Below are 24,207 nucleotides of genomic sequence, written 5' to 3'. Positions count from 1 at the left end.
CGGCGAGGCCGATCCCGGCGACGCTCCGCTGGCCAAGGTCCTCTACAGCGAGAGCAACCTCGCGCTCACCGAGTTCGGGCTCGGACTCCAGGGCACCGATGCGCTGCTCACCGAAGACGACCCCGAGGCGATCGCCGGCGGCTGGTGGCAGGACGCATTCCTGTACTCGCGGGCGCTGACCATCGCCGGTGGCGCCAACGAAGTCTTGCGCAACATGATCGCCGAGCGCTCGCTCGGATTGCCCAGGGAACCGCGCGGTTCGTGACGTCTTCGGAGGTGGGTCGTGGATTTCACCGTTAGTGCTGAACAACGCATGCTGGTCGAAACCAGCCGTAAGTTGCTGGCACGCGAATCGCCGATCAGTCGCGTGCGCGAACTCGGCGATTCCGATGAGCGAGGCTATGACGAGCGGGTGTGGCAACGAGGCGCGGAACTCGGGTGGGCGGGCTTGCTCGTTTCCGAGGAGTACGACGGTTTGGGGCGCGATCTGGTGGACGTCGCCCTGATCGCCGAAGAACACGGCAGGACGGTGCAGCCCGGCCCGCTCATCAGCAACGCCCTTGCGGCAGTGGCGATATCACAATCGGGACGTGGCGACCTGTGCTCGGAGATACTGCCGCTGCTGGCCGGCGGCCAGGCCGTCGCCGGATGGGCGTTCGCGGAGGCCCGCCAGCCGTGGGAAGCCGAGGCGGTATGCACGGCGGCCGTCGAGCACGCCGACGGCTATTGGCTGCAGGGCATCAAGACCGCCGTACAGGACGCAGATAGCGCTCGCTGGATTGTGGTCACCGCGCGCCTGGGAGGTCGCCTGGCGCAGTTCCTTGTCGACCGGCCGGCCGTGGGACTGAGCGTGCGAAGACAGCGCACCCTCGACATCACCCGGCGCCTCGACGAGGTTGCCCTGGACGACGTGGTGGTGGCGCAATCGGGGTTGCTGCACGCCGGCGAAGCTGCGGAAGCGGCGGTCGCACACCAGAACCGTTGCGCCGCTGTGCTTGTCAGCGCCGACAACATCGGCGTCGGCGAGGCCGTGCTTGAGATGACCGTCCAGTACGCAAAGCTGCGGGTCCAGTTCGGGCGTGCTATCGGCAGCTTCCAGGCCGTCAAACATAAGTGCGCGACGATGCGGATGTGGCTGCAAGCCTCGAAGGCCGCGACCTACTACGCCGCGATGGCGGTGGCCGCCGATGCGGACGATGCCGAAGAAGCCGCCAGTGTCGCCAAGGCTTACACGTCATCAGCGATCGCCGCTCTGACCAGCGAAGCTCTTCAGGTGCACGGGGGTATCGGCTTCACCTGGGAACACGACCTGCATCTCTATCACCGCCGGGCCAAGGCGAACCAGGTCCTGTTCGGCGATCCCTATCTGCACCACGAGCGACTCGCGGCGGCGCTGGAATCGGCTACCACCTAGACGGCCGCGGGCCGGCCGAACTGGCGGGCCAGCCAGTCCGCACTGTCGCGCGCCGCGGTGCGGGCGACCGCGGTGGCGCCGAACATGTCGAAACCGTGTACCGCGCCGGCGTAGACGTGCAGTTCGGTGGGCACTCCCGCCCGGCACAGCCGGGCGGCGAGATCGATCGACTCGTCGCGCAGGCAGTCCGCCGTGCCGACACTGACGAATGTCGGTGGCAGGCCATTGAATTCGGTCGCCCGCGCCGGGGCGGCATCGGCCGGCACGTCGTCGGTGCCGTACCGGTCGCCGAGATAACTGCGCCAGCCGAATGTGTTGGATTCGCGGGACCATATCGGCAGGCCCTCGAGTTGACTCGACGGGGTGAGGCCGCGGTCATCGAGCATCGGATACTCCAGGTACAAGAACGCCGACGGGACGTTCGCGCCGTCGCGCCACCGCAGGGCCAGGGCCGCGGCGAGAGCCCCACCGGCGCTGCGTCCGCCGATCCCGATCAGCTGTGGGTCGATGCGCAGATCATCGGCGTGCTCGACGACGAACCGCAGACCGGCCTCGCAGTCGTCCAGCGGCGCGGGGTAGGGAGCTTCGGGCGCCAGCCGGTATTCGACACTGATGCAGGCACAACCCAATGCGCGGCACCACTCGATCAGGCGCGCGTCATCCATGTGCCGGTTGCCGATCACCATCCCGCCGCCGTGCATCCACAACAGGACGGGCGCATCGTCGGTTGATGCGACGGGGCGCAGCACGGACAGCGCGATCCCAGTTCCTTCGGTGGTCAGCTCGACGCGCTCGACGTCAGGCGCGGACTGCGGCTCGAACATCGATCCGCTGCGCATGGCCGCAAGGTTGTCGAGCGAGAAGTCGAAATCGGGGAATCCGCGCAGACTTTCACCGATCTCCGGGTCTATCCAAGCGGAACCGGTCTTTGTCATCAACCGACGCCCATCAGGTGCTTGCCCGCCCCCACGAGTCCACCATCGACCCGAATGTCACAGCCGGAGATGAACGCCGCGGCATCGGACTCCAGGAAGGCCACCACGGCGGCGATGTCCTCCGGGCGCCCCGGCAGCGGTCGGTCCGGGCGCTTGACCGGGGTCACCTCGATCATCATCGGGATGATCTCCTGACGATCCAGTTCCAGCCGGCCCATCGGCGTATCGATCAGGCCGGGCGAGATCGCGACGGTACGTCCGCCCTTCTTGCCCCACGGCGTGGCCAGGCGTTCGGCCAGCCGGGTCACACCGCGTTTGGCCAGCACATAGGCCGTGGCGCTGTCGAGCGCCTTGCCCAGGGCCTGTTCGACGGCAGCGAGGAACCCGTCGGCCAGCGGATCGTCCAGCAACGGTTCGACGGCGGCGGGGACTTCGCTGTAGCCGGCGATCGACCCGATCAGGATCGCGGAACTGCCCGGGTTGACCAACGGGAACAAGGCATCGGTGATGCGCACCGATCCGGCCAGATCCACGTCGAGCACTGTCGCCGCATCGGTCATTTCCGGTGAGACACCCGCGGTGTGCACGAGGCAGCGCAGACGCCCAAGCTCGCGTACCCGATCGGCGACCGCCGCGACATCCGCCGGCGAGGCCACGTCGCAGCACAGCGTTTCGACCTCGGCCCCGTGGCCACTCAGGGCCTTGCGTGCCTGATCCAGGAGATCCTCGCGCACGTCCACGAGCAGCAGACGGCCGCGGCCGGCCAGGGCGCGGGCGCAGGCCACACCCATCCCGCCTGCACCGCCGGTGATCACCAGAACGTTGTCCACAGTAAGCCGGGTCCTCTCATCGGTGGATCACTACCTGCTCAGCCGCCCAGCGGATCCTTCAACAGACGGCAGTGTGCCATAGAAGCAACTTAAGGCATGCGACGAGAGAGACCTATGTTGTCACCAAAAGAATGTGATGGTCTACTCGATTCATGATGGTGAAAGTCGATCCCGACCTTTGTGAAGCCAACGCTTTGTGCGTGGCAGCCGCACCCGAGGTGTTCGACCTCGTCGATGATGAAGTCGTCGATATCCTGCTCCCGGAACCGCCCCCGGAGATGGAGTCGGCCGTCGCCGAAGCGGTGATCGCCTGCCCGAAGCAGGCCTTACGGATAGTCGCGCACTGATTCCAGCACTCGTCGCAGCCGGGCACTGCACATGAAGATTGCAGTATTCGAACTTATCGTTCTACTCTGGGGGAAGTGATCTCACGCCTGCTGTGAGGTCTCGTGTAACGGTCTTTCCAGGAGGGAATCCGCATGCTGCCCGACGACGCCAAGATCATCTCGGTCGACGACCACGTCATCGAGCACCGCCGAGTGTGGCTGGACCGGGTGCCCGCCAAGTACGCAGAGGTGGCTCCGCGCATCGTCAAGCTGCCCGACGGCAACGACACCTGGCTCTACGAGGGCAGCCAATCAGGCAACTTTGCCCTCAACGCCGTTGCGGGCAAGCATCCCCGCGACTTCGGCATGGATCCGCGCAGCTACGACGACATGCTGGCCGGCTGTCATGACATCGCCGACCGCATCAAGGACATGGACATCGAGGGCGTGTGGGCACAGCTGTGTTTCCCCAACTTCGGCGGATTCGCCGGCAGTACATTTCACAAGGCCAAGGACAAGGACTTCGCCAAGCTGTGCATCAGCGCCTACAACGACTTCATCCTCGACGAATGGTGCGCCTATGCACCCGAACGGCAGATCCCGCTGATGATGATCCCGTTCTGGGACATCGAGGCCTCGGTCGCCGAAGTCGAGCGCACCGCGGCCAAGGGAGCGAAGTCGATCTCCTTCATCGAGGCCCCGCACAAGCTCGGACTGCCCTCGTTTCACACCGACCACTGGGATCCGCTGCTGCGGGTGTGCGAGGAAGCCGGACTACCGCTGTCCATGCACTTCGGGTCCGGCGGCATGCCGCAGGGGCTGGCCCCCGACGGCGACCTGTTCATCGGTATCGCCTTGTTCGGGCTGAACTCGATGATGGCCACCGTCGACCTGTTGATGTCCGAGGTGTTCTACAAGTTCCCGAAGCTCAAGGTCGCGTTGTCCGAGGGCGGCATCGGCTGGATGCCGTATCTGCTGGAGCGCATCGATTACTCCTGGGGTCGGCACAAGTACTGGTGCAACATCAACGCCGACAAGTTGCCCTCGGAGCTATTCCGCGAGCACATCTACGGTTGCTTCATCTCCGACCAGTCCGGGCTCGAGCAGCGCCACCGCATCGGCGTGGACAACATCATGTTCGAAAGCGACTACCCGCATTCGGATTCCAACTGGCCGCACACCCGCAAGCTGCTCGCCGACCACTTGGTCGGCGTACCCGACGACGAAGCCCGCAAGATCGTCGAGCTCAACGCCCGCGCCCTGTATAACTTCTGGGCCTGAGCATCCGCGCGCGGCTCGAAAGGTGATCGATGACCGACCTGAAACCGGGAAACCGGCTGCGCAGCACGGTAGGTGATACGGAGATTATCGTCATACGAGCTCCCGCCGCTCCGGTCGAGCTGTCGTGCGGTGGTCAACCGATGACGACGAACCTGGCGGCGACGGTCGCGGGTGCATCAACTACCGAGAACGACACCGTGCTCGGTAAGCGTTACGTCGACACGAACACCGGTCTAGAACTGTTGTGCACCAAGGCAGGTCCGGGTGTGCTCAGCGCGGACGGACGGCAGCTCACCATCAAGGCACCCCATGCGCTACCGGCCTCGGATTGATCGACGCTGTCGTGAATCTCGCCGACGTGGCACACCAAACTCTCAACGGAAGCGAAAACAATGCCTGACGCCTTCATTCTCTCCGCCGCCAGAACGCCAATCGGCCGGGCCCGCAAGGGATCTCTGACGTCAATCGATGCTTACCAACTCGCGGAGATCGCCGTCGGGGCGGCAGTCGAACGGTCACAGATCCCCGTCGCCGACCTCGATGACCTGTTTCTCGCGGAGTCCCTGCAGGGCGGCGGGGTGATCGGCCGCAACATCGCAGTACGCCTCGAAATGACCAACGTGCCCGGGGTGGCGATCAACCGGCACTGCGCGTCCGGCGCCACTGCCGTGCAGTTGGCGGCCGCCACCATCATGGCCGGCATGGCAGACGCGGTCGTCGCCGGCGGCACGGAAAGCGCGAGCACCATGCCGCGGCTGAGCAAGGTCGCTCCCGGTGCGCAGGAACCAACCCGGTGGTCGCCGCCGAGCCATCCGGATGCTCCCGGCATTCCCGCCTTCGACATGTCTGTCACGGTCGGTGAGAACACCGCCCGGCTACACCACGTCACCCGTGAACAAGCCGACGCCTGGTCGGCTCGCTCGCAGCAGCGAGCACTCAACGCGATTGCGAAGGGGTACTTCGAGGACGAGATCGTCACCGTGCCGATCAACCAAGGCCAAATCATGTTTGGCACCGACGAGCATCCGCGGGACACCACCCCCGAAGCGCTCGCCGGGCTGAAGCTTCTGCATCCCGAAATACCCGATGCCGTTGTCACCGCCGGAAACTCGGCAGGCATCAACGACGGCGCCGCCGCGCTGGTCATCGGCAGCTCTGACTTCGCATCCAGTCACGGCCTGACACCGCTGGCTCGGATCCGGGGTTGGGCGTCTGTCGGTGTGGAGGTCGAGCACACCGGAATGGCACCGGTGACCGCAATTCCGCTGGCGCTCAAGCGCAGTGGTCTTACGGTGCACGACGTGGACCTTTTCGAGATCAACGAAGCGTTCGCCACGATGGCCGTGGCGTGCACGCGCGACCTCGGCCTGGACGACTCGATCGTGAATGTGAACGGCAGCGGTATCAGTCTTGGCCATCCCATCGCGGCGACTGGCGCCCGGATGGTGGTGTCGGTGGTTCATGAACTGGCACGCCGTGATTCGCGCGTCGGCATGGTGGCGATGTGCGCCGGGGGAGGCATGGGGTCAGCGTTGGTCGTCGAACGGATCTAACTCGAGCGCAACGCTCAGCGCTGGACGACGAGCTTGGTGTACCGCCCACCTAACAACCATTCAGACACATAGAGATTTCCGTCAGCGTCCGTTGTGACAGCGTGCGGGGAATTGAAGCGATGGTGCCGGGGTAGGTCAGGGATCACCGTACGCCCGTCGCCGGCAAGCATATTGGGCCATCCCGGCCGGGTCGGCCACCCCTGGGCCGCAACGGCGTCGTCGCCAATGTATCCGAGAAGATTGTCGTCGAGATCGAGTACCGCCAGTCGGCCGTAGAGCTCCGCGACGACCAGCAGGTCGCCCCACCGCGCAAAGTCGCTGGGGCTGTTGAGGAAGGGCTCGCCGAAGGTCCGCAGATAGCTGCCATCGAGATCGTAGACGAGCACGCGGGTGTTGACCCGGTCGGCGATGTAGAGCTCGGGGGCCGTTTTGCGGCGATCAATGAAAATTGCGTGCGGGCATGCGAGCCGTTGACCGATCTCGTCACCGGTCACTGTCGACCGATGGTTTCCCTGCTTGTCGAAGCGGTGCACGATACCTGAGCCATAGCCGTCCGCCACCCAGATGTCGCCCGATCCACCGAACCGCTCCTCGTCTACCGCGCAGCCGCACGGACAGTACGGTCCCATCGGACCGGCCGGGATGGCCGGATCTTGCTGGGGGACCGGCAACTCGGAACGGATCTGTCCGTCCAGGGCCATCTTCACCACTCGGGGCGCCCGGGTCTGGCAGTGGACTCCCTTGCCGAACATCGGGGCCCAGTTGGGGTCGCCGTCGTCGGCGCCGCAGCTGAACACGAACCCGGGGTCGCTGACCCAGAGGAACTCTTCATCACCCTCACGCACGAGCGTGATGCCGTGACCTTCGGTGAGCTCTGTGTCGACCACGCGGAGCAGACGGCCTTCGGTGTCGAACGCGACGAGTTGCCCGGCGTGGAAACCGATGATCTCCCTACCGTCGGTAGCGACGACAGCGTTGTGCACCCAACAAGACGAGGTACCCGGGACGGCGGACAGATCTGCCCAATCATCGACCACCTGGTAGGGCGGGATGTTGGTGGGCTTAACGGTATCCGAGGACACAATGCGAACCTTTCCGTCGCTCTACTCGACGGCGCTAGCGCTACCGCGCAGCCCGCCGGAGCTTCGTGATGTTGGCGAAACCCTCTCGGGCTCGGCGTCGTTCGCTCTGGACCACACCTCGCCAGCCTCGTCTTCAAACGTGATCCGCACGGCGGGAGAAGCGTTAGGTTCCAACGAATACAGGGCGGAAGCGTGTTGGTTTGGCCGTAGCCAGCGCGGGAAGTCCAGTGCCGAGTGGGCGGCGAGAACTTCCATCCGGCTGATGAGGAACGCCGGCTGCCCACCGGGCAACATTCCATCTGGGTCGGTCAGCGGGTGATACACGTCCGGCCACCGACCAGTCCTGAGCTTGGCGAAGACGTCGGCGATCGCCTGCGTGGAGCGTCGGGCGCCGTTGGGCACGTCGTTGCCTTCGGAGTCGACCGCATCCACCGCGACTTGCAGGCCGACGGCTAAAGACGTGCTGTGATTCATCACCGTCACGGCCCAGATCTGCGGGCCTAGCAACGTCACCGGCGTCCGGTAGATCGTCAACTGCGGTGCCGGCGAGGCTGTTTCGAAGCCTTCGGTCAGCGCGCTGAGATTGGTGTCGCTCAGGTCGGCCGTAATCGCACTGTGCAGGCGGTTCTCGAAGTGAGCATCTTCGGGGCCAATGTAGCGGGGGCAGATCCCGTCCTTTGTCAGCCGCTGGGTCACGTCGCCGAGCCAGACCCGGTCGTCCGAACCGAGGCTGTGCGGAGGTGACTCGGCGATAAGCCAGGCGAGCACCACCTTGCCGGCCCGCTTTGCCCGCTCGACGTCGTCCATCACTTCAATGACATCGGGCCGCACCGGGTCGAGGACGGCTATGAACACGTCGTAGCGGTCGACGTTCCCAGTGGCCTCTTCCGAAGAATCGAGACGCTCAGCGTCAGCGGCGCGGTTGGGCCCCACCGACGGCATGAGAACGAACTGGAATCGCTGGCCGCTCTCTCCGTTCCACCAGTTCAGCGCACGAGTAATGGCGGTGCGGAATCGATCCGTCCCGCCAGGCGAGGCGATCGCCACCTCGGCAACATGAGCAGTGAACACCGTCTCATCTCCTGTTGATACGTCAGTGCCCGAGCGGTCAGCGGTGGATGACTGTAGGTGCTGTTGTACTCTACCGATCCTTGCGCGGTACGCAAATGACGTCCTACTATAACGAACATGCCCTTGTAGCCGAGCGGTAGCGTCCGGTCTGCGAGATGGCTCGCGGGCATTGGCCAAATGAACAGGAGCGACATTGTCGGCCGACGGAAGTGTGCTGGAGTTCGAGCCGTTCAAGCCCGGTCCCACGGAGCAGTTGCCAGCGGTTTACGCGGAGCTGCGAGAGCGGTTCCCCGTCTACCGGAGCGATTCGAACATCTGGGTGATATCGCGATTTGATGACGTGAAGGCCGCGCAGTCCAATCCTGCGGTGTTCTCGTCGCGCCCCAATCCCTACGAGGGAGATTCGGCACCCGCGGATGCCGAGATGACACCCGAAGTCATCGAGCGACTGATGGCCCTGGTCGCGGGGATGCCCATCGACATGGAGGAGATGGCCTCCGCCAAGACCATCGCCGCGGCAGACCCGCCACAACACACCCGGATGCGCAGGATCGTAAGCAGAGGTTTCACGCCCCCGCGGATCAAGGAGATGGCCGCAGCGATCACCGAGATCGTCGACCGCTGCCTCAGCGGCATCGAGGACGTGCCCGGCTTCGATCTTGTCGAGCGACTCGCCATTCCACTGCCGGTGGAGATGATCTGCCACATCCTCGGTATCGACCGCAGCGAGTACGGGCGCGCCAAGTGCTGGTCCGATGCCTTCGCCGCCGCCGCCGGCAACAATTTCAGCAGTGCCGCCGAACGCAACGAGTTGATGTTGAAGACGATCAAGGAGTTCAGTACCTACTTCGTTCCGTTGATCGAGGCACGGCGTGTTGAGCCGAGAAATGACCTAGTCAGTGCGATGGTCGCGGCGATCGACAACGAATCACTGACCACTGTCGAAACATTGATGGTGGCGATCACCATCATGGTCGCCGGCAACGAGACGACGACGAACCTCATCGGCAACACCGTGGTCGAACTGCTGGCTAACCCCGACCAGCTCAAGTTATTGCTCGACGATCCGTCGTTGTTGCCCAACGCGGTCGACGAAGCCAATCGCTTGACGACCCCAATTCAGTTCGCGTTTCGTGAGGCGACCGAAGACACCGAGGTTGCCGATACGACGATCCCGAAGGGGGCCATCGTCGCGTTGCACATGGCGGCCGCTAATCGCGACCCCCGGCGCTTCGACGACCCCGACCGTTTTCTGATCACCCGTCCGGCCGGCAAGAACCTGGCGTTCGGTCACGGCATCCACTTCTGTCTGGGTGCTCACCTGGCCGGCCAAGAAGTGCGGGCCGCGATCGGCGGATTACTGCCTCACCTCGACCGCTTGAAATTGACTGATGCTCCGCTGCAACGTAATCCGACGGCACTGCTCAACGGATGGCAACGGGTCGAACTAGCCTGGGTATCGTAGTGGCCCGGCGAAATTGCCGTTGAACGCAGGCACGACTATGTTGACGCCCTCGATGCTCCTGGACCCCGCGGTCCTGCAGAACCCCTACGACTTCTACGCGACGCTGCGGGCACAGGCGCCAGTCTGGCTGGTGCCCGGCACGGACGTCGTCGCGGTCAGTACCTTCGCACTGTTGTCGGAGGCTGTGGCGCGGCCCGAGGACTTCTCCTCGACCATGCGTTGTCTGCTCTACCGGGATCGGGACGGGCTGCCCGCCCGCCTCGATTTCGGTGAGGCGGCCATGCCGACGCTGGCGACCGCGGACCCGCCGGTGCACACCACGCATCGACGCGCGGTCTTTCCGGAGTTGGTGGCACGGCGCATGCGCACTCTGGAAGACGACATTCGCGTGTTGTCGGCGACGGCAGTCAAACGTGCCCTGGATGACGGCAGGTTCGACTTCATGGCGACGATCGGCAACGTGGTGCCGATCACGGTGGTGGCCAAGCTGATCGGCTTCCGCGACATCGATGCGATGCAGCTCCTGGAAGCGGCATTCGACTCCACCACAATGGTTGGCGGCACGATGTCAATGGATGAGCTCAACGCTCTCGTCGCCCGGACCGAGACCATCGAAGCCTGGATCGCCGACCAGATCGCCGGGAGCGGGGAAGGGGCAGAAGAGGGAATCCTGCTGGCCGTTCGGCGGGCGCTGGATGCTGATGCCCTGCACATGGGCGAGGCCACGATCATCCTGCACACCCTGCTCAGCGCCGGCGGGGAGTCCACGACCAGCCTGCTGGGCAACGCGGTCCGGATGCTCGCCGAAGATCCCGCATTACAACAGCGGCTGCGCGAAAAGCCGCAGGACCTCGATGTCTTCGTGGAGGAGGCGCTGCGGCTCGAGTCACCGTTTCGGCAGATGATGCGCAGTGTCCCGCACGACACCACGCTGGGAGGGGTCGACATCGCGTCGGGTTCAACGGTCTTGCTGCTCTTCGCGGCCGGAAACCGAGATGGCGCGCAGTTCGACGACCCTGACCGAATCGACCTGACGCGCGATTCCCCTAAACGCCACCTTGCTTTCGGGCACGGCATTCACTTCTGCGTCGGTGCCGCTCTTGCGCGCATCGAAGCCCGTGCGGTGCTCGGCGCAATCCTCGAGCAGACCCGCGACTTCACGCTCGACCCGGATCGCGGGCCGCAGTGGGTGGACAGTTTGTTGGTCCGTCGGCACTCACAGCTCCACGTCTGCGCTACACCGCGGTGAGATCACGATCAATGGAATGGAAACAGAATGGTTGCTCGATCCTTCGATACCGCTGATTCAGGTGATCAAGCAGTAGGCGGAGCCCAACTGACGCAACTTCGCGCCGACGGGCTGGACATCAGATACCGGCTCGACGTCGTCACCCCGAGCGTGGTCGAGGTGGTGACCTACGCCGGCGGCTGGCTGTTCGACCGGGTGATGGCCGGGTGGGACGTTACGGTTTTCGTCGCCGACGACGCCGATATCCGGCCGCTGCGGATCCTTGGAACCCAGACGCTGGGCCTCGATCACGCCTTCGCATCGCTGGACGATCGTCGGCGTCCGCAGGCCTTGGCGGTCGCGACGGATCTTTTCGGCAGCGACTTGCGAGCGCGTCAGCGCGTGCTGAAGGCTCTCGATCACGGCTTGACTGAGGTGACGCTGTGGGGGGACCTACGGCACGTAGGGCTCGACGACAGCACCCATTCGGTGCAGCATCGGCTGAGCGAAGCCGCGCGGGTATTCAAGGCCCAGGCGCTCGCGGCGGCGGGGGCCCCGGACGCTTCGGTTGGCTGCACAGAGACGTTCCGTAGCAGGTTGATTGCGTGTCCATCGGTCGCGGACCTCGTCCCGGCGAGCGGACAGTTGTGAGAGCGCGAATCGCAGTGGCTCGGCTGAAGGCCGTGACGACACATTGGCTAACCTGACGCCGTGGATATCAACGGAGCCAGCGCAATAGTCACCGGTGGGGCGTCGGGTATCGGCGCGGCATCTGCACGGCTGTTAGCGGCGAGGGGCGCGAAGGTTGTCGTTGCCGACCTGCAGGCAGACCGTGGGGTAGAGCTTGCCGAAAGTATCGGTGGCACGTTCGTCAGCGTCGATGTCACAGATACCCAGCAGATCGAGGCGGCCGTGAATACGGCGACCGAACTCGGCCCGCTGCGCGTTCTGGTCAACTCCGCGGGCATCGGATGGGCACAGCGCACGATCGGCAAAGACGGCCAGTTCGATTCGGCGCACAATCTCGACGGCTACAAGAAGGTCATCGCCATCAACCTGATCGGCACCTTCGACTGCATCCGGTTGGCCGCGACCGCAATGGGCCGCACCGAGCCGCTGGCCCACGGCGAGCGCGGCGCGATCGTGTCGATGGCCAGCGTCGCCGCCTTCGACGGGCAGATCGGACAGGCTGCGTACTCGTCGTCCAAGGGTGGCATCGTGGGCATGACGCTGCCGGTTGCGCGTGACCTCTCCGCGGTAGGGATCCGGGTCAACACCATCGCGCCGGGCTTGATCGACACCCCGATCTACGGTGAGGGGGAGGGCTCAGAAGCCTTCAAGGCGAAGCTGGGCGAGTCGGTGCTGTTCCCACACCGCCTGGGCGACCCCGAAGAGTTGGCCTCGATGGTTGTCGAGCTGGTGACCAATTCCTACATGAATGCCGAGGTCGTCCGAGTGGACGGCGGGATCAGGATGCCCCCGAAATAGGCTCAGTCGTTCAGCAACGGCTCAGCCAGTTCGGTGCTGGCCGATCGGCCCCGAAGCGTGGCGAGACCCCGCGTCACCCAGTGTTTCAGTTCCAGGGTGTTGGCACCGGCAAGTGCGCTGCCGGAGGCCAAGGTTCTGGAGTCCCACGTTTTGGCATGATCGGCCAAGCGCGCGGCCTCGTTGACGGCGTCTCCGACCACCGTGTATTCGTAGCGGTTCTCGGCGCCGATATTGCCCGCGAACACCACACCGGCGGTCACTCCGATGCCGAAGTCCACCAGCGGCAGCTTCCTCAGTTCCGTTCCAAGCACGCGAGCCGTCGCGAGTGCCGCGGATGTCGGTTCGTCGATACCGATGGGTGCCCCAAATACCGCCAGGACGGCGTCACCTTCGAACTTGTTGATCAGGCCGCGCCGATGATGCACGGCAGCAACCACTATGCGGAAGAAGTCGTTGAGGATCTCCGCCACTTCCTCTGGTGGCCGGGAGGCGGCAATCGCTGTCGACCCAACGAGGTCGATGAAGAGGATGGCGACGTCTCGAACTTCACCCGACAGGGAGCCATCCTGTTCGAGTGCCTGGCGGACCACGTCGGCACCAACGTGGCGTCCGAACAGGTCCCGTAGGCGTTCACGCTCCTCAAGTCCTGCCACCATCCGGTTGAATCCGACTTGGAGCCGCCCGATCTCGGAGGGCTCATACACCTCGACGAGCGCCCCGCCCTGGCCGTGCTCCACCTCGGTCATCGCGACGACGACTTCGCGAACCGGGTCCGAGATCGAGCGGGCCACCAAGATCATCGCCCGGGATCCCAAGGCGAGCGACGCCGCAGCGAGCACCAGAATCGGTGTTTCGATTTGGGCTGACTTCGGCACCAGCCAGCCGTTGGAGCGCGATAGCACGATCAGCGCAACCCCGGCGGTGGGCAATGCACTGAAGAGTCCCCACGTAATCATCAGGCGTGCAAGCACTCCCGGCATTTCCCCGGACGGTGCTGCGGTCTTCATCGATACCGCGACGATGGGACGGAGGACGCGTTGAGTTATCAGGTAGCCCATGCAGGCGGTGGCGGCCCCGCCGAAAAGAATGGCGGTACCAATCACCCATGCGACGGTGGCACCCGCACGAAGGTTGACCAGAACAAATACCGCCCCGCTAGCGACCCAGATACCGAACTGGACGACGGTTTGGCGGGCAGCTATGCGCATAGCCGCGCGCTGTTGAGATGGCGATGGTTCGGCGCCTTCGGCGAACCAACGGAAGGACGGAACGACGTTCAATACACCCGCCAGCCCGCCGACGGTCGCCGAGAGTGCGGCCAGGCCGCACAAGGCGATCAAGTTCCTGCTGGTGGACAGGGCGCCAGGGTCCCCACCGGTGTTGCGGGTGAGCGACACGACCACCAACGACACTGCGCCGGCCGCCACGATATGCGCGGAAGTCAACGCAGCCGCATAACTGGCTCCAATCCGAATGGCTGCCTTGCGCCGGCTCGTCATTCGTCTTAGTTCTGGATTGGCCGGGTCGACAGGTGGGCGGTCTGCATGACAGCAACTCCGGCCCGCATAGGAACCTCAAAAAGCCCGGGCGAAACGGCTGTAGCAGTCCGCGCCGTAGTAAAAGATGCCTGGCCAATATTCGCGCTCGGTCTCGCCGCCGGACCGTTTGGATGGGCCCGCGGCGATCGGCGATCACCATGTGCTTCCATAGGTAGAACATTACTTTCTCTACACGCAAATGGTGACTACGCTGCTGAGCATCAGATACTCTACTTCTGCAGTGACGCCGCTTGTCGGCCCCGTGACAATGCGTGCCGCCGCAACGCGGTCACGTCACCGCGATAACTGCTCAGAGGAGACGCTGCGCTGTGCCGCCGGGTCCCGCGCCGATGAAGCGTCTTGCCAGGTCGACCCCGGAAACACCCAAACCCCAGGACGGAAAAATGACTGTGCCAACGAGGCAGATCCCGCACTTCATCGATGGGAAGCGCGCCGCCGGCCAACCCGGGCGCACCGCTGACGTTTTCGACCCCAGCACCGGTGAGGTGCAGGCGAGGGTGCCGATGGCCGGCGGGGCCGAGGTGGATGCGGTGGTGGCTTCGGCGGCCGAGGCCCAAAGGGGTTGGGCGGCGTGGAATCCGCAGCGTCGGGCGCGGGTGATGATGCGATTTGTCGACCTGGTCAACCAAGAAACCGACGAACTCGCCGAGCTATTGTCCCGCGAACACGGCAAGACGGTCGCCGACTCGCGCGGTGACATTCAACGCGGCGTCGAGGTCATCGAGTTTGCCATCGGTATCCCGCACCTACTCAAGGGCGAGCACACCGAAGGCGCGGGGTCCGGCATCGACGTCTATTCACTGCGCCAGCCACTAGGCGTCGTCGCGGGCATTACGCCCTTCAATTTCCCAGCGATGATCCCACTGTGGCAGGCGGGGCCTGCGCTCGCGTGCGGCAACGCATTCATCCTCAAGCCCAGCGAAAGGGACCCGTCTGTTCCGGTCAGGCTGGCCGAGTTGTTTGTCGAAGCGGGATTGCCCAAGGGCGTCTTCCAGGTGGTGCACGGGGATAAGGAGGCCGTCGACGCCCTGGCGAACCACCCGGACATTCAGGCGGTCGGATTCGTCGGCAGCTCCGACATCGCCAAGTACATCTACTCGACTACTGCCGCCAACGGTAAACGCGCACAATGCTTCGGCGGGGCCAAGAATCACATGATCGTGATGCCTGACGCCGACCTCGACCAAGCCGTCGACGCGCTCATCGGCGCCGGTTACGGAAGTGCCGGCGAGCGGTGCATGGCCATCAGCGTTGCCGTGCCCGTCGGCGAAGAAACGGCAAACCGGTTGCGCGCCAGGCTCGTCGAACGGGTCAACAATCTGCGCGTCGGCCACAGCCTGGATCCGAAGGCCGATTACGGGCCGCTGATCACGTCGGCGGCACTGGCGCGGGTAAAGGGCTACATCGCTCAGGGCGTCGAGGCGGGCGCCGAAGCCGTCGTCGATGGTCGTGAACGCGCCAGTGACGAGCTGACTTTCGACGATGTCAGCCTGCAGGGCGGCTACTTCATCGGACCCACGCTGTTCGACCATGTCACCACCGACATGTCGATCTACACCGACGAAATGTTCGGTCCAGTGCTGTGCATCGTCCGGGCCAACGACTTCGAGGAGGCGCTCGCACTGCCCTCCGAGCACGAGTACGGCAACGGCGTGGCGATCTTCACCCGGGATGGCGACACCGCACGCGACTTCACCTCCCGGGTCCAAGTCGGCATGGTCGGTGTCAACGTGCCAATCCCGGTTCCGGTGGCCTACCACAGCTTTGGCGGTTGGAAGCGGTCCGGCTTCGGCGATCTCAATCAACACGGGCCCGCGTCGATCCAGTTCTACACCAAGGTCAAGACCGTCACCCAGCGGTGGCCGTCGGGCATCAAGGATGGCGCCGAGTTCAGCATCCCGACCATGAAATAGGCAAGTCCTTGGCGGGGAACCACTTTCAACCGTCCGAGCAGCTTTCACACTCCCACGCAGGAGAAGCAGTGAGCGAACCGGTCATCATCGAGGCCGCCATCAACGGCGCGACCCCGAAAACCGTTAATCCGAACGTGCCGGTGACCGAAGACGAGATCGTTGCCGACGCGCTGGCCTGCTTCGAGGCCGGGGCGGCGATCGTCCACCAGCACATATCGAACTTCAACGTGTCCGGCGACGAGGCGGCCGAGGTGTATCTCGGTATCTGGCGACGCGTGCTGGCCGATCGGCCCGATGCGTTGTGGTATCCGACAATCAACCTCGGGCCGCCTGATCAGTGGTACGCCCACATCGCGCCGCTGGCGCAGTCGGGGCTTCTCCGGATGGGAGTCAGCGATCCGGGATCGGTCAACATGGGAGTCCCGGTGAACGGCCTTCCCGTCGGTTCGTTCGTGTACACCAACACTTTCGACGATGTCGCCCATCAGCTGGAGCTGTGCCGTACCCACCAGCTGGGCCCGAGCTTAGCCATCTACGAACCCGGATTCCTGCGCACGGTTTTGGCTTACCACCGCGGCGGTCAGCTTCCGCCCGGCTCGTTCATCAAGCTGTACTTCAGCTCCGAGCGTGGCCTCAGCGGGACGGCATTCGGGTTGCCGCCCAGCCCCACGGCTCTCGCGGCGTATGTCGAGCTTCTCGACGGCACCGGTCTGCCCTGGGCGGCGTCGGCAGTCGGTGACGACCTTATACGCAGCGAACTGTGCCGCGCGACGCTCGACGCCGGTGGCCACCTGCACGTGGGGCTGGAGTTCTATGCCGGCGAGCGCACACCCACCAATGTCGAGCTGGTGACCGAGGCTGTCGAGGCGGTCACCGCAGCCGGCCGTGAGGTGGCCACCAGCACCGACGCCGCCGCGCTGCTCGGCCTGGTACGCACCATGACATCGGTGCCGCGCTAACCATTGAGGATTCGAAATCGGTTACCGGACCGGCACATTGCTTATCGCGACGGTATCGCCGCAACCAGGTCGAATAACGTGTGTAGCGCTGCCTGGAGGTCGTCGCGTCCACCGTTGGCGGCCCAGCGATCAAACGCCAAGTGCATCACCGCCTGGGTGATCGCCGCAGCGACCAGCGACGCGTCGTCGGGTTGGCTGAGGCCCCGCCGCTGGGCGAGCGTCAGAGCGATCCTGTTCTGAAAGTCGCGCTGAATCGCCAAGTTTCGGCCTTCCAGCGCCGGCGTTGAGACCAGTGCGCGTTTGAGGAGCAGCGTGCGCTCCTCCTCGGCGCGGGACTGCGGCAACAGAGCCGCAAGCGCACCCCGCACGGCCGCGATGTCATCGACGTCGAGCGGCTGGTCGCGCAGCAACTGAAAGAACTGCGGCTCACCGTCATCGCAAGCGAACAACACCTCGTCCTTCGCGTCGAAATACCGAAAAAACGTCCGCAGAGAGACGTCGGCGGCTTCGGTGATCTCGGCGATGGTCGTCGCGTCATAACCCTGGTTCGCGAACAGTTCGAGCGCGGCACGCTGCAACCGAAACCGGGTGCGCAACTTGTTGCGGTCGCGCCGGCTTGTTGCCCTGGTCTCCTCGCCAGTTAAGACACTCACGGGAAACATGTCACTAGAGTGACACCACCTCGCGTCGACTGCAATCTCGATCGCCCGGCCCCGAGCCCCAGGTAACCGCCGGTTGACCTGCCGGACCTGCTCAGAAACCCAAAAACGGCACTTGGTTGACATTAGACACTGCGATGCCGGAGTCTGTCTGGGTGCACACCGACCTAACGGGCAAAGTGGCGATCATCACTGGCGGTGCGGGCGGTATCGGCGCGGTCTTCGGCCGCGCGCTCGCCGAGCAGGGCGCTTCGGTAGTGCTGGCAGACCTCGACCACGAACGCGCGGCCAAGGTGGCCGACAGTATTGCGGCCGATGGCGGCGCGGCCATTGGCGTCGGCCTGGATGTGACCAAACCCGATTCGACGAGGGCGGTCGTCGCCGATACGACGGAGCGCTGGGGTGGGCTGGACATCCTGATCAACAGCGCCGCCCTGATGGCGGAAATCCCGTTCGGCCCGCTGGAGACCTTCCCGCTGGACTGGTGGGAGCGAGTCATCGCGGTGAACCTGACCGGACCGCTGTTGTGCACGCAGGCCGCGGCGCCGGCGATGGCGGCGCGCGGCGGCGGCCGGATCGTGAACATGGTCTCGGCGGGCGCCTTCCAGCCCGCCGGCGTCTACGGCGTCAGCAAGTACGCCTTGGTGGGACTGACGATGAACCTCGCGTCTCAGCTGGGAGCCAAAGGCATCACGGTCAACGCGATCGCGCCCGGTCTGGTCGCCGACGAGGCCGGCATGCGGGCGCTCCCCGACGGGCCGATCCGGGAATCGATCAAAACACCGATCGCGCTCAAAACCCATGTCGAGGGTCCCCCCGAGGATCTGGTCGGCACCCTACTGCTTTTGGTGTCGGCGTCCGGCGGGTGGATTACTGGCCAAACCATCAGTGTCGACGGCGGCTGGGTCATGCGCTTTTAGTCATCGACATACCTGAAACGGTCAGCGAGAGGCCAACCACATGACGTCAGAATTAGCCACTGACAGCCCGGAACGGCGCCGACGAGGGGAGGCGGTCTTCAGCGACGTCATGACCGTCCCCAGCGCCTCGGATGCCAGCCCCTATCGCGATGCCGGACTGCTCGACTTCGTCTTCCCCGAAGTGTGGGCGCGCCCGGGCCTGAGCCGACGGGACCGGCGGTGGATCACCCTGGCCTGCGTGGGCGCAGCCGATACCGTCGCGCCCATTGAAGCCCACGTGTACGCCGCGCTGCGCAGTGGCGACATGACCTTCGAGCAAATGCAGGAGTTCGTTCTGCATTTCGCCGTCTACTGCGGCTGGCCCAAAGCCTCGTTCCTCGACGAAGTGGTGTGGCGCCAACAGTCCCGAATCGCCGACGAGCGCGGAGAGCCCCGCCCCGACGGCCGACCATGGCAGGTCTGGAATGCCGGGCTGGATCCCGAGACGCGAATCAGCAATGGCGAGCAGTGTTTCGCCGCGATCAACTGCGTCCCCTATCCGGGACGCACGACGGCATACCGCACCGCGGGCATTTTGAACTTCGTGTTCGGCGAGGTGTGGCAACGCCCCGGACTCACGACGCGCGACCGCCGATTCATCACGCTGGCCTGTGTCGGTCTCGACGACACCGTCGGGCCGATCAGGTCGCATTTTTATTCCGCGCTCAAAAGCGGTGACGTCACCATCGACGAGATGCGCGAGCTGATACTGCATTTCGCCGTATATTCCGGCTTTGCCAAAGCAGAGTTCCTCGACGAGGTGGTCAGTGAAAGCTGGGCAGGCATCCAACGTGGCACCCAACAGGCGGCGCGGTAATGCGTGACCTGACCGGCGCAGTCGCGATCATCACCGGTGCCGGCAGCGGCATCGGTCGCGCGTGCGCGTTGGCGCTGGCCGCAGAAGGGACTCGGACAGTCGTATCCGATATCGATCCCGAACGCGCTGCGGGAACCGCTGAGCAGATCGCCTCCCAGGGCGGAGGCGCCCACCCGGTGGGCTGTGACGTGACCCGCGATGTGGACATCCAGCGCCTGCACGACGCGGCCCTCGCCGAGTACGGCGCCATCGACATCGTCATGAACAACGTCGGTGTTATCGCCGTCGGCGTGCCGGAGGACCTGCCGCTGTCGGCCTGGGAGCAGAGCTTCAACACCAATGTGCTGTCGATCGCACGCAGCCTGCGGGTCTTCCTGCCGGGACTACTGGCCCAGGGCCACGGTCACATCGTCAACACCGCATCGACGTCGGCGTTGTGGCCCTACGGATACGACCGTCTTCCCTATGCGGCCAGCAAAGGCGCCGTCGTGGCACTGTCTGAGTCGCTGGCGCTCTATACCCGTCCCCGCGGGGTGGGGGTGACATGCCTGTGCCCCGGACCCGTGCGGACGGGCATCGCCGAACAGATCACCGTGTTCGGCACCCCGCAACCGATGCGGGCGCCCACCCTGGCGCTCATCGAGGCCGCCGAAGTGGGACGCCTCGTCGTCGACGCCATCAAGAACGACACCTTTTTCCTGCCCACCCACCACGAAGTTCCCGACATCATGCGCAAGCGCGCCGACGACATCGATGCCTTTCTGAACGCCCAGATCGCCACGCTGGCCAGCCCATGACCGCAGCCAAGCCGACCGTCGGATTCATCGGCCTCGGGGGCCAATGCCGAACACATCAACGGATCAAAGGAGACGCGCCGATGCAGGTTCAGCCATGAGCACAGTCATCGACGACCCGCGGGCCAAACAGCGCGAACTCGGCGTCGCCCGCCCCCTCATCGACGGGGCCTGGCTTGACCAGACGTCCCTCGGCGAGGTCGACCACACCGATCCCGCCACCGGAAGGGTCAACGGCACCATTGCAACGTGCGGCCCCAAGGAAGTGGAGGCTGCTGTTGCCGGAGCTAAAAGGGCATACCCGGGGTGGCGGGCACTGTCTGCGGACAAACGCCGGCGCATCTTGCAGCGCATCGAGGAGTTGGTGGAGGCCGACCTACCGGAGTTAGGCAGACGCACGACCGCCGAGTTGGGCCACCCGCTGACGACGTCGACGAGCCTGTCCTACATGTGCGCCGCCTGGTTCGGGTACTACGCCGGCTGGTCAGACAAAATCGAGGGCGCCACCATTCCACTGACCCCGGCGTTCAACGCCGGCTTCGACTACACCCTCGCCGAACCCTACGGTGTCGTCGGAATCATCTTGACCTGGAACGGACCGATGGTCTCGGTGGGCATGAAGGTCGCTCCGGCCCTGGCCGCGGGCAACTGCGTGGTCTTGAAAACGCCTGATCTGGCCCCCTATACGGTGGCCCGGTTCGCCGAAATCGCCCTGGAAGCCGGTGTGCCACCGGGAGTGCTGCAGGTGTTGCCTGGCGGCGCCGAGGCCGGCGAAGCCTTGGTCCGGCATCCCGACGTCGGAAAAATCTCCTTCACCGGCGGAATCGCCACCGCGAAAAACATCCTCGACGCCGCGAGGCACACGATAAAACCCGTCGTCCTCGAACTCGGCGGCAAGTCGGCCAACCTTGTTTTCCCCGACGCCGATCTCCACGCGGCCGCAGCGCTATCGGTGCAATCCTGTTTCACGATGGCCGGGCAGGGCTGCGTCCTGGCAACCCGCATGTTGGTGCACCGGTCTGTCTACGACGAGGTGATCACGGCAACCGCGGAAGTGATATCGGGTCTGCGCCTGGGCGACCCGTTCGCATCCGAAACGACCCTGGGCCCCGTGGTGAACGAGGCGGCGTACGCGCGCGTGCTCACAGCAATACAACGCGCACACACCGGCAGCGCCGCGCGGCTGATCAGCGGGGGACAGGCCGCGCCGCCGGATAAGCTCGCCCCCGACGTTGCCGGTGGCTACTACATCGAACCGACCCTGCTCGTTGACGTCGATCCCGAAAGTCCTGTCGCGCAAGAGGAAGTGTTCGGCCCGGTGCTGGCCATCACGCCGTTCGACACCGAGGACCAAGCCGTCGAGATCGCCAACGCAACCCCTTACGGCCTGGGCGCTTTCGTGCAGACCCGCGACGTCGCACGCGTGCACCGCATCGCACCGCTACTGCAGGCGGGAACGATCTCGGTCAACGGGACATCCGGGCTTCCCCCCGGGGCACCGTTCGGCGGCTACAGCCAGAGTGGGTATGGCCGCGAAGGCGGCCGGGAAGGACTCTTCGAATTCCTTCGAACCAAAAATGTGTTCATCCGGATCTAACCTCTATCTGCACCTGCGACAACAAGACATTGGAGCTGGATAGCTGATGGAAGCTACGGCACTGGAGTCGGTGGATGATCTGACTCCGGAGTGGATGACAGCTGTCCTTGCGCAGAACGGCATCCTGGCCACCGTCCGCAGCGTGATCGCCGAGCCGGTTGGCAACGGCCAGATGGGGTCGTGTTACCGGCTATTCATCGGGTACGGCGCCGGCGATGGACCGGCCCGGCTGATCGTGAAGCTGCCGGGCACCGATGCGGCAAGTCGCGCCGCCGGCCAGCTCGGCTATCGGTGCGAGACAACGTTTTACCGCTCGGTCGCTGATCGGGTGCACCTCGACATCCCACGGTGCTACTTCGCCGCGATGAACGCCTCCGGCGACGGATTCACGCTCGTGCTGGAGGACCTTGCACCGGCCGAGGCCGGCGACCAGATCGCCGGTTGTTCTGTCGATCAGGCTCGGGCGGCTGCAGTCAACGTCGCCGGTTTACATGCGCCGACATGGAACGACCCGTCGGTTCGTGAACTCGACTGGCTCATACCGGATCTCGCGGCTTACCCGGAAATGGCTGCCGTATTCCTGGTGGATGCCACCGCGCAGTTTGTGGACCGCTACGAAGTCACCCCGGACACCGCAGCGACACTGCGCGGCTTCGCTGATCGATTCGTGGACTGGGCAACTGGGCGACCCGAGCCGTTCGCCATGCTGCACAGTGACTACCGCCTGGACAATCTGCTCTTCGCCGAATCCGATGCCGCACGCCCAGTGGTCGCCGTCGATTGGCAGGTCGTCACCGTCGGGTCGCCACTGCGCGATGTCGCCTTCCTTGTCGCCACTGGCCTGTCAACCGAATGCCGTCGCGCCGGCGAGAATGCAATCGTCGAGGCTTACCATCGTCGCCTCGTGGCGCTCGGAGTCGACGGCTACAGCGCCGAACAGTGCTGGGAGGACTACCGCTACGGGTTGTTCCAAGGCCCGCTCATCACCGTGTTGGGCGCGTTCGTCGCGCAGCCCACCGCGCGGGGCGACCGGATGTTCCCCGTCATGGCCGAGCGGTCGTCGACGGCGATCCGCGATCTAGACGCGATGTCTCTGCTGTGACGGCGTCCGGGCTCGGGATCGAGCGTTACCGGGGCCGGGTCGCGGTCGTGACCGGAGGGACCACCGGAATCGGGCGCGGTATCGTCGAACGCCTGGTCAGCGAACGGGCTTCGGTCATCACCTGTGCACGTCATGCACCGGAAGCCCCATTGCCCGACGGCGCGACGTTTGTCGGTGCGGATATCACCGACGAGGGGTCGGTAGCCCGAGTGATCGATGCGGCCGTGGACCGTTATGGCCGGCTTGATGTGGTCGTCGCAAACGCGGGCGGTGCCAACGTCGGACCCTGGCCCGATGAGCCCGTTGAGCAATGGCGGGAGCTGATCGACATCAACCTGCACGGCACGATGCTCACGTGCCGGGCAGCCTGGCCGCATCTGGTGTCGACACAAGGCAACATCGTTGTCATCTCGTCGCTTTCGGCGTGGATGGGTGTCGGCGCGCACGAGATGGAACGGATGGGCGGATTTCAGCCCTCTGCGGCCTACCAGGCGAGCAAGGCCGGAATCGAGGGACTCGCAAAGCATCTCGCGGGCCGCGGCGGCGAGCACGGGCTGCGCGTCAACGTGGTGCGCCCGGGCCGCATCCTCACCGACAAGTGGCAGAGTTTCCTCGGCGAGGATGGCCTGTTTTGGTCCCACTATCAAAACATCCAGTTACTCAAGCGCCATGGAAGCGCTGAGGACGTCGCAGCTGCCGTGGCGTTCTTGGCTTCCGACGAAGCAGCTTTCATCACCGCCGCAGTCCTCGACGTCGACGGCGGCGCAGTCGCCAAACTCTGACCACCCTGGAGGAACATTGCTCAGCCCATTCGACGACTTCCCGATCCACCCCTCGGCCGATCCGATCGCCCACCCCGGCACCGGCGATATCAACCACTACGACCGGTACTGGTTCAACGGACATCAACGCGACGGCGAGTTCTACTTCGGCGCGGCAATGGGTCACTACCCGGTGCGTGGCGTGATCGACGCAGCATTCAGCATCGTGCGCGATGGAGTGGAGCGCTCGATCTTCGCCTCCGGAGCGATGCCGACCGACCGATCCACCACCATCGGGCCGGTACGCGTCGACGTGGTCGACCCGATGCGGACCATCCGCTATGTCGTCGAGCCCAATGAGCACGGCATCACGTGCGACCTGCTCTTCCGGGCCACCACCGTTGCCGTCGAGGA

24 protein-coding genes and 1 pseudogene are annotated in these 24,207 nt (G+C 64.8%); 19 read left to right on the top strand and 6 right to left on the bottom strand.

Annotation, left to right across the window (positions count from 1 at the left end):
* Together VGG53_RS12545 and VGG53_RS12540 are read left to right on the top strand one after the other, a co-directional pair.
* The coding region (locus tag VGG53_RS12545; RefSeq protein ID WP_331518381.1) for an acyl-CoA dehydrogenase family protein at positions 1-265 on the top strand (265 nt) is incomplete at its 5' end.
* An 18-nt stretch (positions 266-283) separates the two neighbouring features.
* Positions 284-1,414, top strand: a complete 1,131-nt coding sequence (locus tag VGG53_RS12540; RefSeq protein ID WP_331518380.1) for an acyl-CoA dehydrogenase family protein — start codon at positions 284-286, stop codon at positions 1,412-1,414.
* Here VGG53_RS12540 and VGG53_RS12535 read toward each other — a convergent pair.
* Positions 1,411-2,349, bottom strand: a complete 939-nt coding sequence (locus tag VGG53_RS12535) for an alpha/beta hydrolase (protein ID WP_331518379.1) — start codon at positions 2,347-2,349, stop codon at positions 1,411-1,413. The genes VGG53_RS12540 and VGG53_RS12535 overlap by 4 nt on opposite strands.
* Complete coding sequence (locus VGG53_RS12530; protein ID WP_331518378.1) at positions 2,349-3,164, bottom strand: SDR family oxidoreductase; 816 nt, start codon at positions 3,162-3,164, stop codon at positions 2,349-2,351. Before VGG53_RS12530 ends, VGG53_RS12535 begins: the two co-directional genes overlap by 1 nt.
* Positions 3,165-3,331: 167 nt before the next feature.
* Here VGG53_RS12530 and VGG53_RS12525 point away from each other — a divergent pair, with 167 nt between their 5' ends.
* The 4 genes from VGG53_RS12525 (at position 3,332) to VGG53_RS12510 (ending at position 6,339) form a co-directional block, all read left to right on the top strand.
* On the top strand, positions 3,332-3,526 hold the full coding sequence (locus VGG53_RS12525; protein WP_331518377.1) for a ferredoxin: 195 nt from the start codon (positions 3,332-3,334) through the stop codon (positions 3,524-3,526).
* 132 nt (positions 3,527-3,658) lie between these two features.
* Positions 3,659-4,786: an amidohydrolase family protein gene (locus tag VGG53_RS12520; protein WP_331518376.1), complete on the top strand. Its 1,128-nt coding sequence runs from the start codon at positions 3,659-3,661 to the stop codon at positions 4,784-4,786.
* 29 nt (positions 4,787-4,815) lie between these two features.
* Positions 4,816-5,118, top strand: coding sequence for a hypothetical protein (locus VGG53_RS12515; RefSeq protein WP_331518375.1), 303 nt, complete (start codon positions 4,816-4,818; stop codon positions 5,116-5,118).
* Between the two features lie 60 nt (positions 5,119-5,178).
* Complete coding sequence (locus tag VGG53_RS12510; RefSeq protein ID WP_331518374.1) at positions 5,179-6,339, top strand: thiolase family protein; 1,161 nt, start codon at positions 5,179-5,181, stop codon at positions 6,337-6,339.
* A gap of 14 nt (positions 6,340-6,353) precedes the next feature.
* Here the strand turns inward: VGG53_RS12510 and VGG53_RS12505 are convergent, their stop codons facing one another.
* Both VGG53_RS12505 and VGG53_RS12500 read right to left on the bottom strand, forming a co-directional pair.
* On the bottom strand, positions 6,354-7,421 hold the full coding sequence (locus VGG53_RS12505; protein WP_331518373.1) for a hypothetical protein: 1,068 nt from the start codon (positions 7,419-7,421) through the stop codon (positions 6,354-6,356).
* Positions 7,422-7,442: 21 nt separating this feature from the next.
* A complete protein-coding gene (locus VGG53_RS12500; protein ID WP_331518372.1) occupies positions 7,443-8,492 on the bottom strand; it encodes a hypothetical protein in 1,050 nt (349 codons plus the stop codon).
* A 193-nt stretch (positions 8,493-8,685) separates the two neighbouring features.
* Here VGG53_RS12500 and VGG53_RS12495 point away from each other — a divergent pair, with 193 nt between their 5' ends.
* From VGG53_RS12495 to VGG53_RS12475, 4 genes are all read left to right on the top strand, one after another.
* Positions 8,686-9,957 (top strand): cytochrome P450, encoded by a 1,272-nt coding sequence (locus tag VGG53_RS12495; protein WP_331518371.1) that lies wholly within the window; start codon positions 8,686-8,688, stop codon positions 9,955-9,957.
* 52 nt (positions 9,958-10,009) lie between these two features.
* The gene (locus tag VGG53_RS12490; RefSeq protein ID WP_331518370.1) at positions 10,010-11,206 is read left to right on the top strand and encodes a cytochrome P450; all 1,197 of its coding nucleotides are present in this window, start codon (positions 10,010-10,012) and stop codon (positions 11,204-11,206) included.
* A gap of 117 nt (positions 11,207-11,323) precedes the next feature.
* Positions 11,324-11,836: a hypothetical protein gene (locus VGG53_RS12480; protein WP_331518382.1), complete on the top strand. Its 513-nt coding sequence runs from the start codon at positions 11,324-11,326 to the stop codon at positions 11,834-11,836.
* A gap of 60 nt (positions 11,837-11,896) precedes the next feature.
* A complete protein-coding gene (locus tag VGG53_RS12475; protein WP_331518369.1) occupies positions 11,897-12,673 on the top strand; it encodes an SDR family oxidoreductase in 777 nt (258 codons plus the stop codon).
* Positions 12,674-12,675: 2 nt separating this feature from the next.
* On the opposite strand, the gene VGG53_RS12470 is transcribed toward VGG53_RS12475, so the two are convergent.
* Positions 12,676-14,118, bottom strand: a complete 1,443-nt coding sequence (locus tag VGG53_RS12470; protein WP_331518368.1) for an adenylate/guanylate cyclase domain-containing protein — start codon at positions 14,116-14,118, stop codon at positions 12,676-12,678.
* A gap of 497 nt (positions 14,119-14,615) precedes the next feature.
* Here VGG53_RS12470 and VGG53_RS12465 point away from each other — a divergent pair, with 497 nt between their 5' ends.
* Both VGG53_RS12465 and VGG53_RS12460 read left to right on the top strand, forming a co-directional pair.
* A complete protein-coding gene (locus tag VGG53_RS12465) occupies positions 14,616-16,145 on the top strand; it encodes a CoA-acylating methylmalonate-semialdehyde dehydrogenase (RefSeq protein WP_331518367.1) in 1,530 nt (509 codons plus the stop codon).
* 68 nt (positions 16,146-16,213) lie between these two features.
* Positions 16,214-17,104 carry a 3-keto-5-aminohexanoate cleavage protein gene (locus VGG53_RS12460; protein WP_331518366.1) on the top strand — a complete coding sequence of 297 codons (891 nt, stop codon included), beginning with the start codon at positions 16,214-16,216 and terminating at the stop codon, positions 17,102-17,104.
* A 41-nt stretch (positions 17,105-17,145) separates the two neighbouring features.
* Here the strand turns inward: VGG53_RS12460 and VGG53_RS12455 are convergent, their stop codons facing one another.
* Positions 17,146-17,757 (bottom strand): TetR family transcriptional regulator, encoded by a 612-nt coding sequence (locus VGG53_RS12455; protein ID WP_331518365.1) that lies wholly within the window; start codon positions 17,755-17,757, stop codon positions 17,146-17,148.
* Between the two features lie 161 nt (positions 17,758-17,918).
* Here VGG53_RS12455 and VGG53_RS12450 point away from each other — a divergent pair, with 161 nt between their 5' ends.
* The 7 genes and pseudogenes from VGG53_RS12450 to VGG53_RS12420 form a co-directional block, all read left to right on the top strand.
* The gene (locus VGG53_RS12450) at positions 17,919-18,683 is read left to right on the top strand and encodes an SDR family oxidoreductase (protein WP_331518364.1); all 765 of its coding nucleotides are present in this window, start codon (positions 17,919-17,921) and stop codon (positions 18,681-18,683) included.
* A gap of 40 nt (positions 18,684-18,723) precedes the next feature.
* Entirely contained in the window at positions 18,724-19,539 is an 816-nt protein-coding gene (locus VGG53_RS12445) for a carboxymuconolactone decarboxylase family protein (RefSeq protein ID WP_331518363.1), read from the top strand.
* Positions 19,539-20,336 carry an SDR family oxidoreductase gene (locus tag VGG53_RS12440; protein ID WP_331518362.1) on the top strand — a complete coding sequence of 266 codons (798 nt, stop codon included), beginning with the start codon at positions 19,539-19,541 and terminating at the stop codon, positions 20,334-20,336. The genes VGG53_RS12445 and VGG53_RS12440 overlap by 1 nt, the downstream gene beginning before the upstream one ends.
* A gap of 94 nt (positions 20,337-20,430) precedes the next feature.
* Complete coding sequence (locus tag VGG53_RS12435; RefSeq protein WP_331518361.1) at positions 20,431-21,930, top strand: aldehyde dehydrogenase family protein; 1,500 nt, start codon at positions 20,431-20,433, stop codon at positions 21,928-21,930.
* Between the two features lie 46 nt (positions 21,931-21,976).
* Entirely contained in the window at positions 21,977-23,032 is a 1,056-nt protein-coding gene (locus VGG53_RS12430; protein ID WP_331518360.1) for a phosphotransferase, read from the top strand.
* Positions 23,029-23,814 (top strand): SDR family NAD(P)-dependent oxidoreductase, encoded by a 786-nt coding sequence (locus VGG53_RS12425; protein WP_331518359.1) that lies wholly within the window; start codon positions 23,029-23,031, stop codon positions 23,812-23,814. The genes VGG53_RS12430 and VGG53_RS12425 overlap by 4 nt, the downstream gene beginning before the upstream one ends.
* A 16-nt stretch (positions 23,815-23,830) precedes the next feature.
* Positions 23,831-24,207: pseudogene (locus tag VGG53_RS12420) on the top strand (hypothetical protein); the annotation flags it as partial.

This window comes from Mycobacterium sp., assembly GCF_036490025.1.
Classification (GTDB): domain Bacteria; phylum Actinomycetota; class Actinomycetes; order Mycobacteriales; family Mycobacteriaceae; genus Mycobacterium.
The sequence above is the reverse complement of the archived record's forward strand: the minus strand, read 5'-3'. Positions and strand labels throughout refer to the sequence as shown.

Bases quoted from the DNA above. Each gene is read 5' to 3' on its own strand.
- VGG53_RS12525 (WP_331518377.1), top strand. From the start codon at position 3,332: ATGATGGTGAAAGTCGATCCCGACCTTTGTGAAGCCAACGCTTTGTGC.
- VGG53_RS12435 (WP_331518361.1), top strand. From the start codon at position 20,431: ATGAGCACAGTCATCGACGACCCGCGGGCCAAACAGCGCGAACTCGGC.
- VGG53_RS12510 (WP_331518374.1), top strand. From the start codon at position 5,179: ATGCCTGACGCCTTCATTCTCTCCGCCGCCAGAACGCCAATCGGCCGG.
- VGG53_RS12445 (WP_331518363.1), top strand. From the start codon at position 18,724: ATGACGTCAGAATTAGCCACTGACAGCCCGGAACGGCGCCGACGAGGG.
- VGG53_RS12430 (WP_331518360.1), top strand. From the start codon at position 21,977: ATGGAAGCTACGGCACTGGAGTCGGTGGATGATCTGACTCCGGAGTGG.
- VGG53_RS12515 (WP_331518375.1), top strand. From the start codon at position 4,816: ATGACCGACCTGAAACCGGGAAACCGGCTGCGCAGCACGGTAGGTGAT.
- VGG53_RS12535 (WP_331518379.1), bottom strand. From the start codon at position 2,349: ATGACAAAGACCGGTTCCGCTTGGATAGACCCGGAGATCGGTGAAAGT.
- VGG53_RS12520 (WP_331518376.1), top strand. From the start codon at position 3,659: ATGCTGCCCGACGACGCCAAGATCATCTCGGTCGACGACCACGTCATC.
- VGG53_RS12440 (WP_331518362.1), top strand. From the start codon at position 19,539: ATGCGTGACCTGACCGGCGCAGTCGCGATCATCACCGGTGCCGGCAGC.
- VGG53_RS12490 (WP_331518370.1), top strand. From the start codon at position 10,010: ATGCTCCTGGACCCCGCGGTCCTGCAGAACCCCTACGACTTCTACGCG.
- VGG53_RS12465 (WP_331518367.1), top strand. From the start codon at position 14,616: ATGACTGTGCCAACGAGGCAGATCCCGCACTTCATCGATGGGAAGCGC.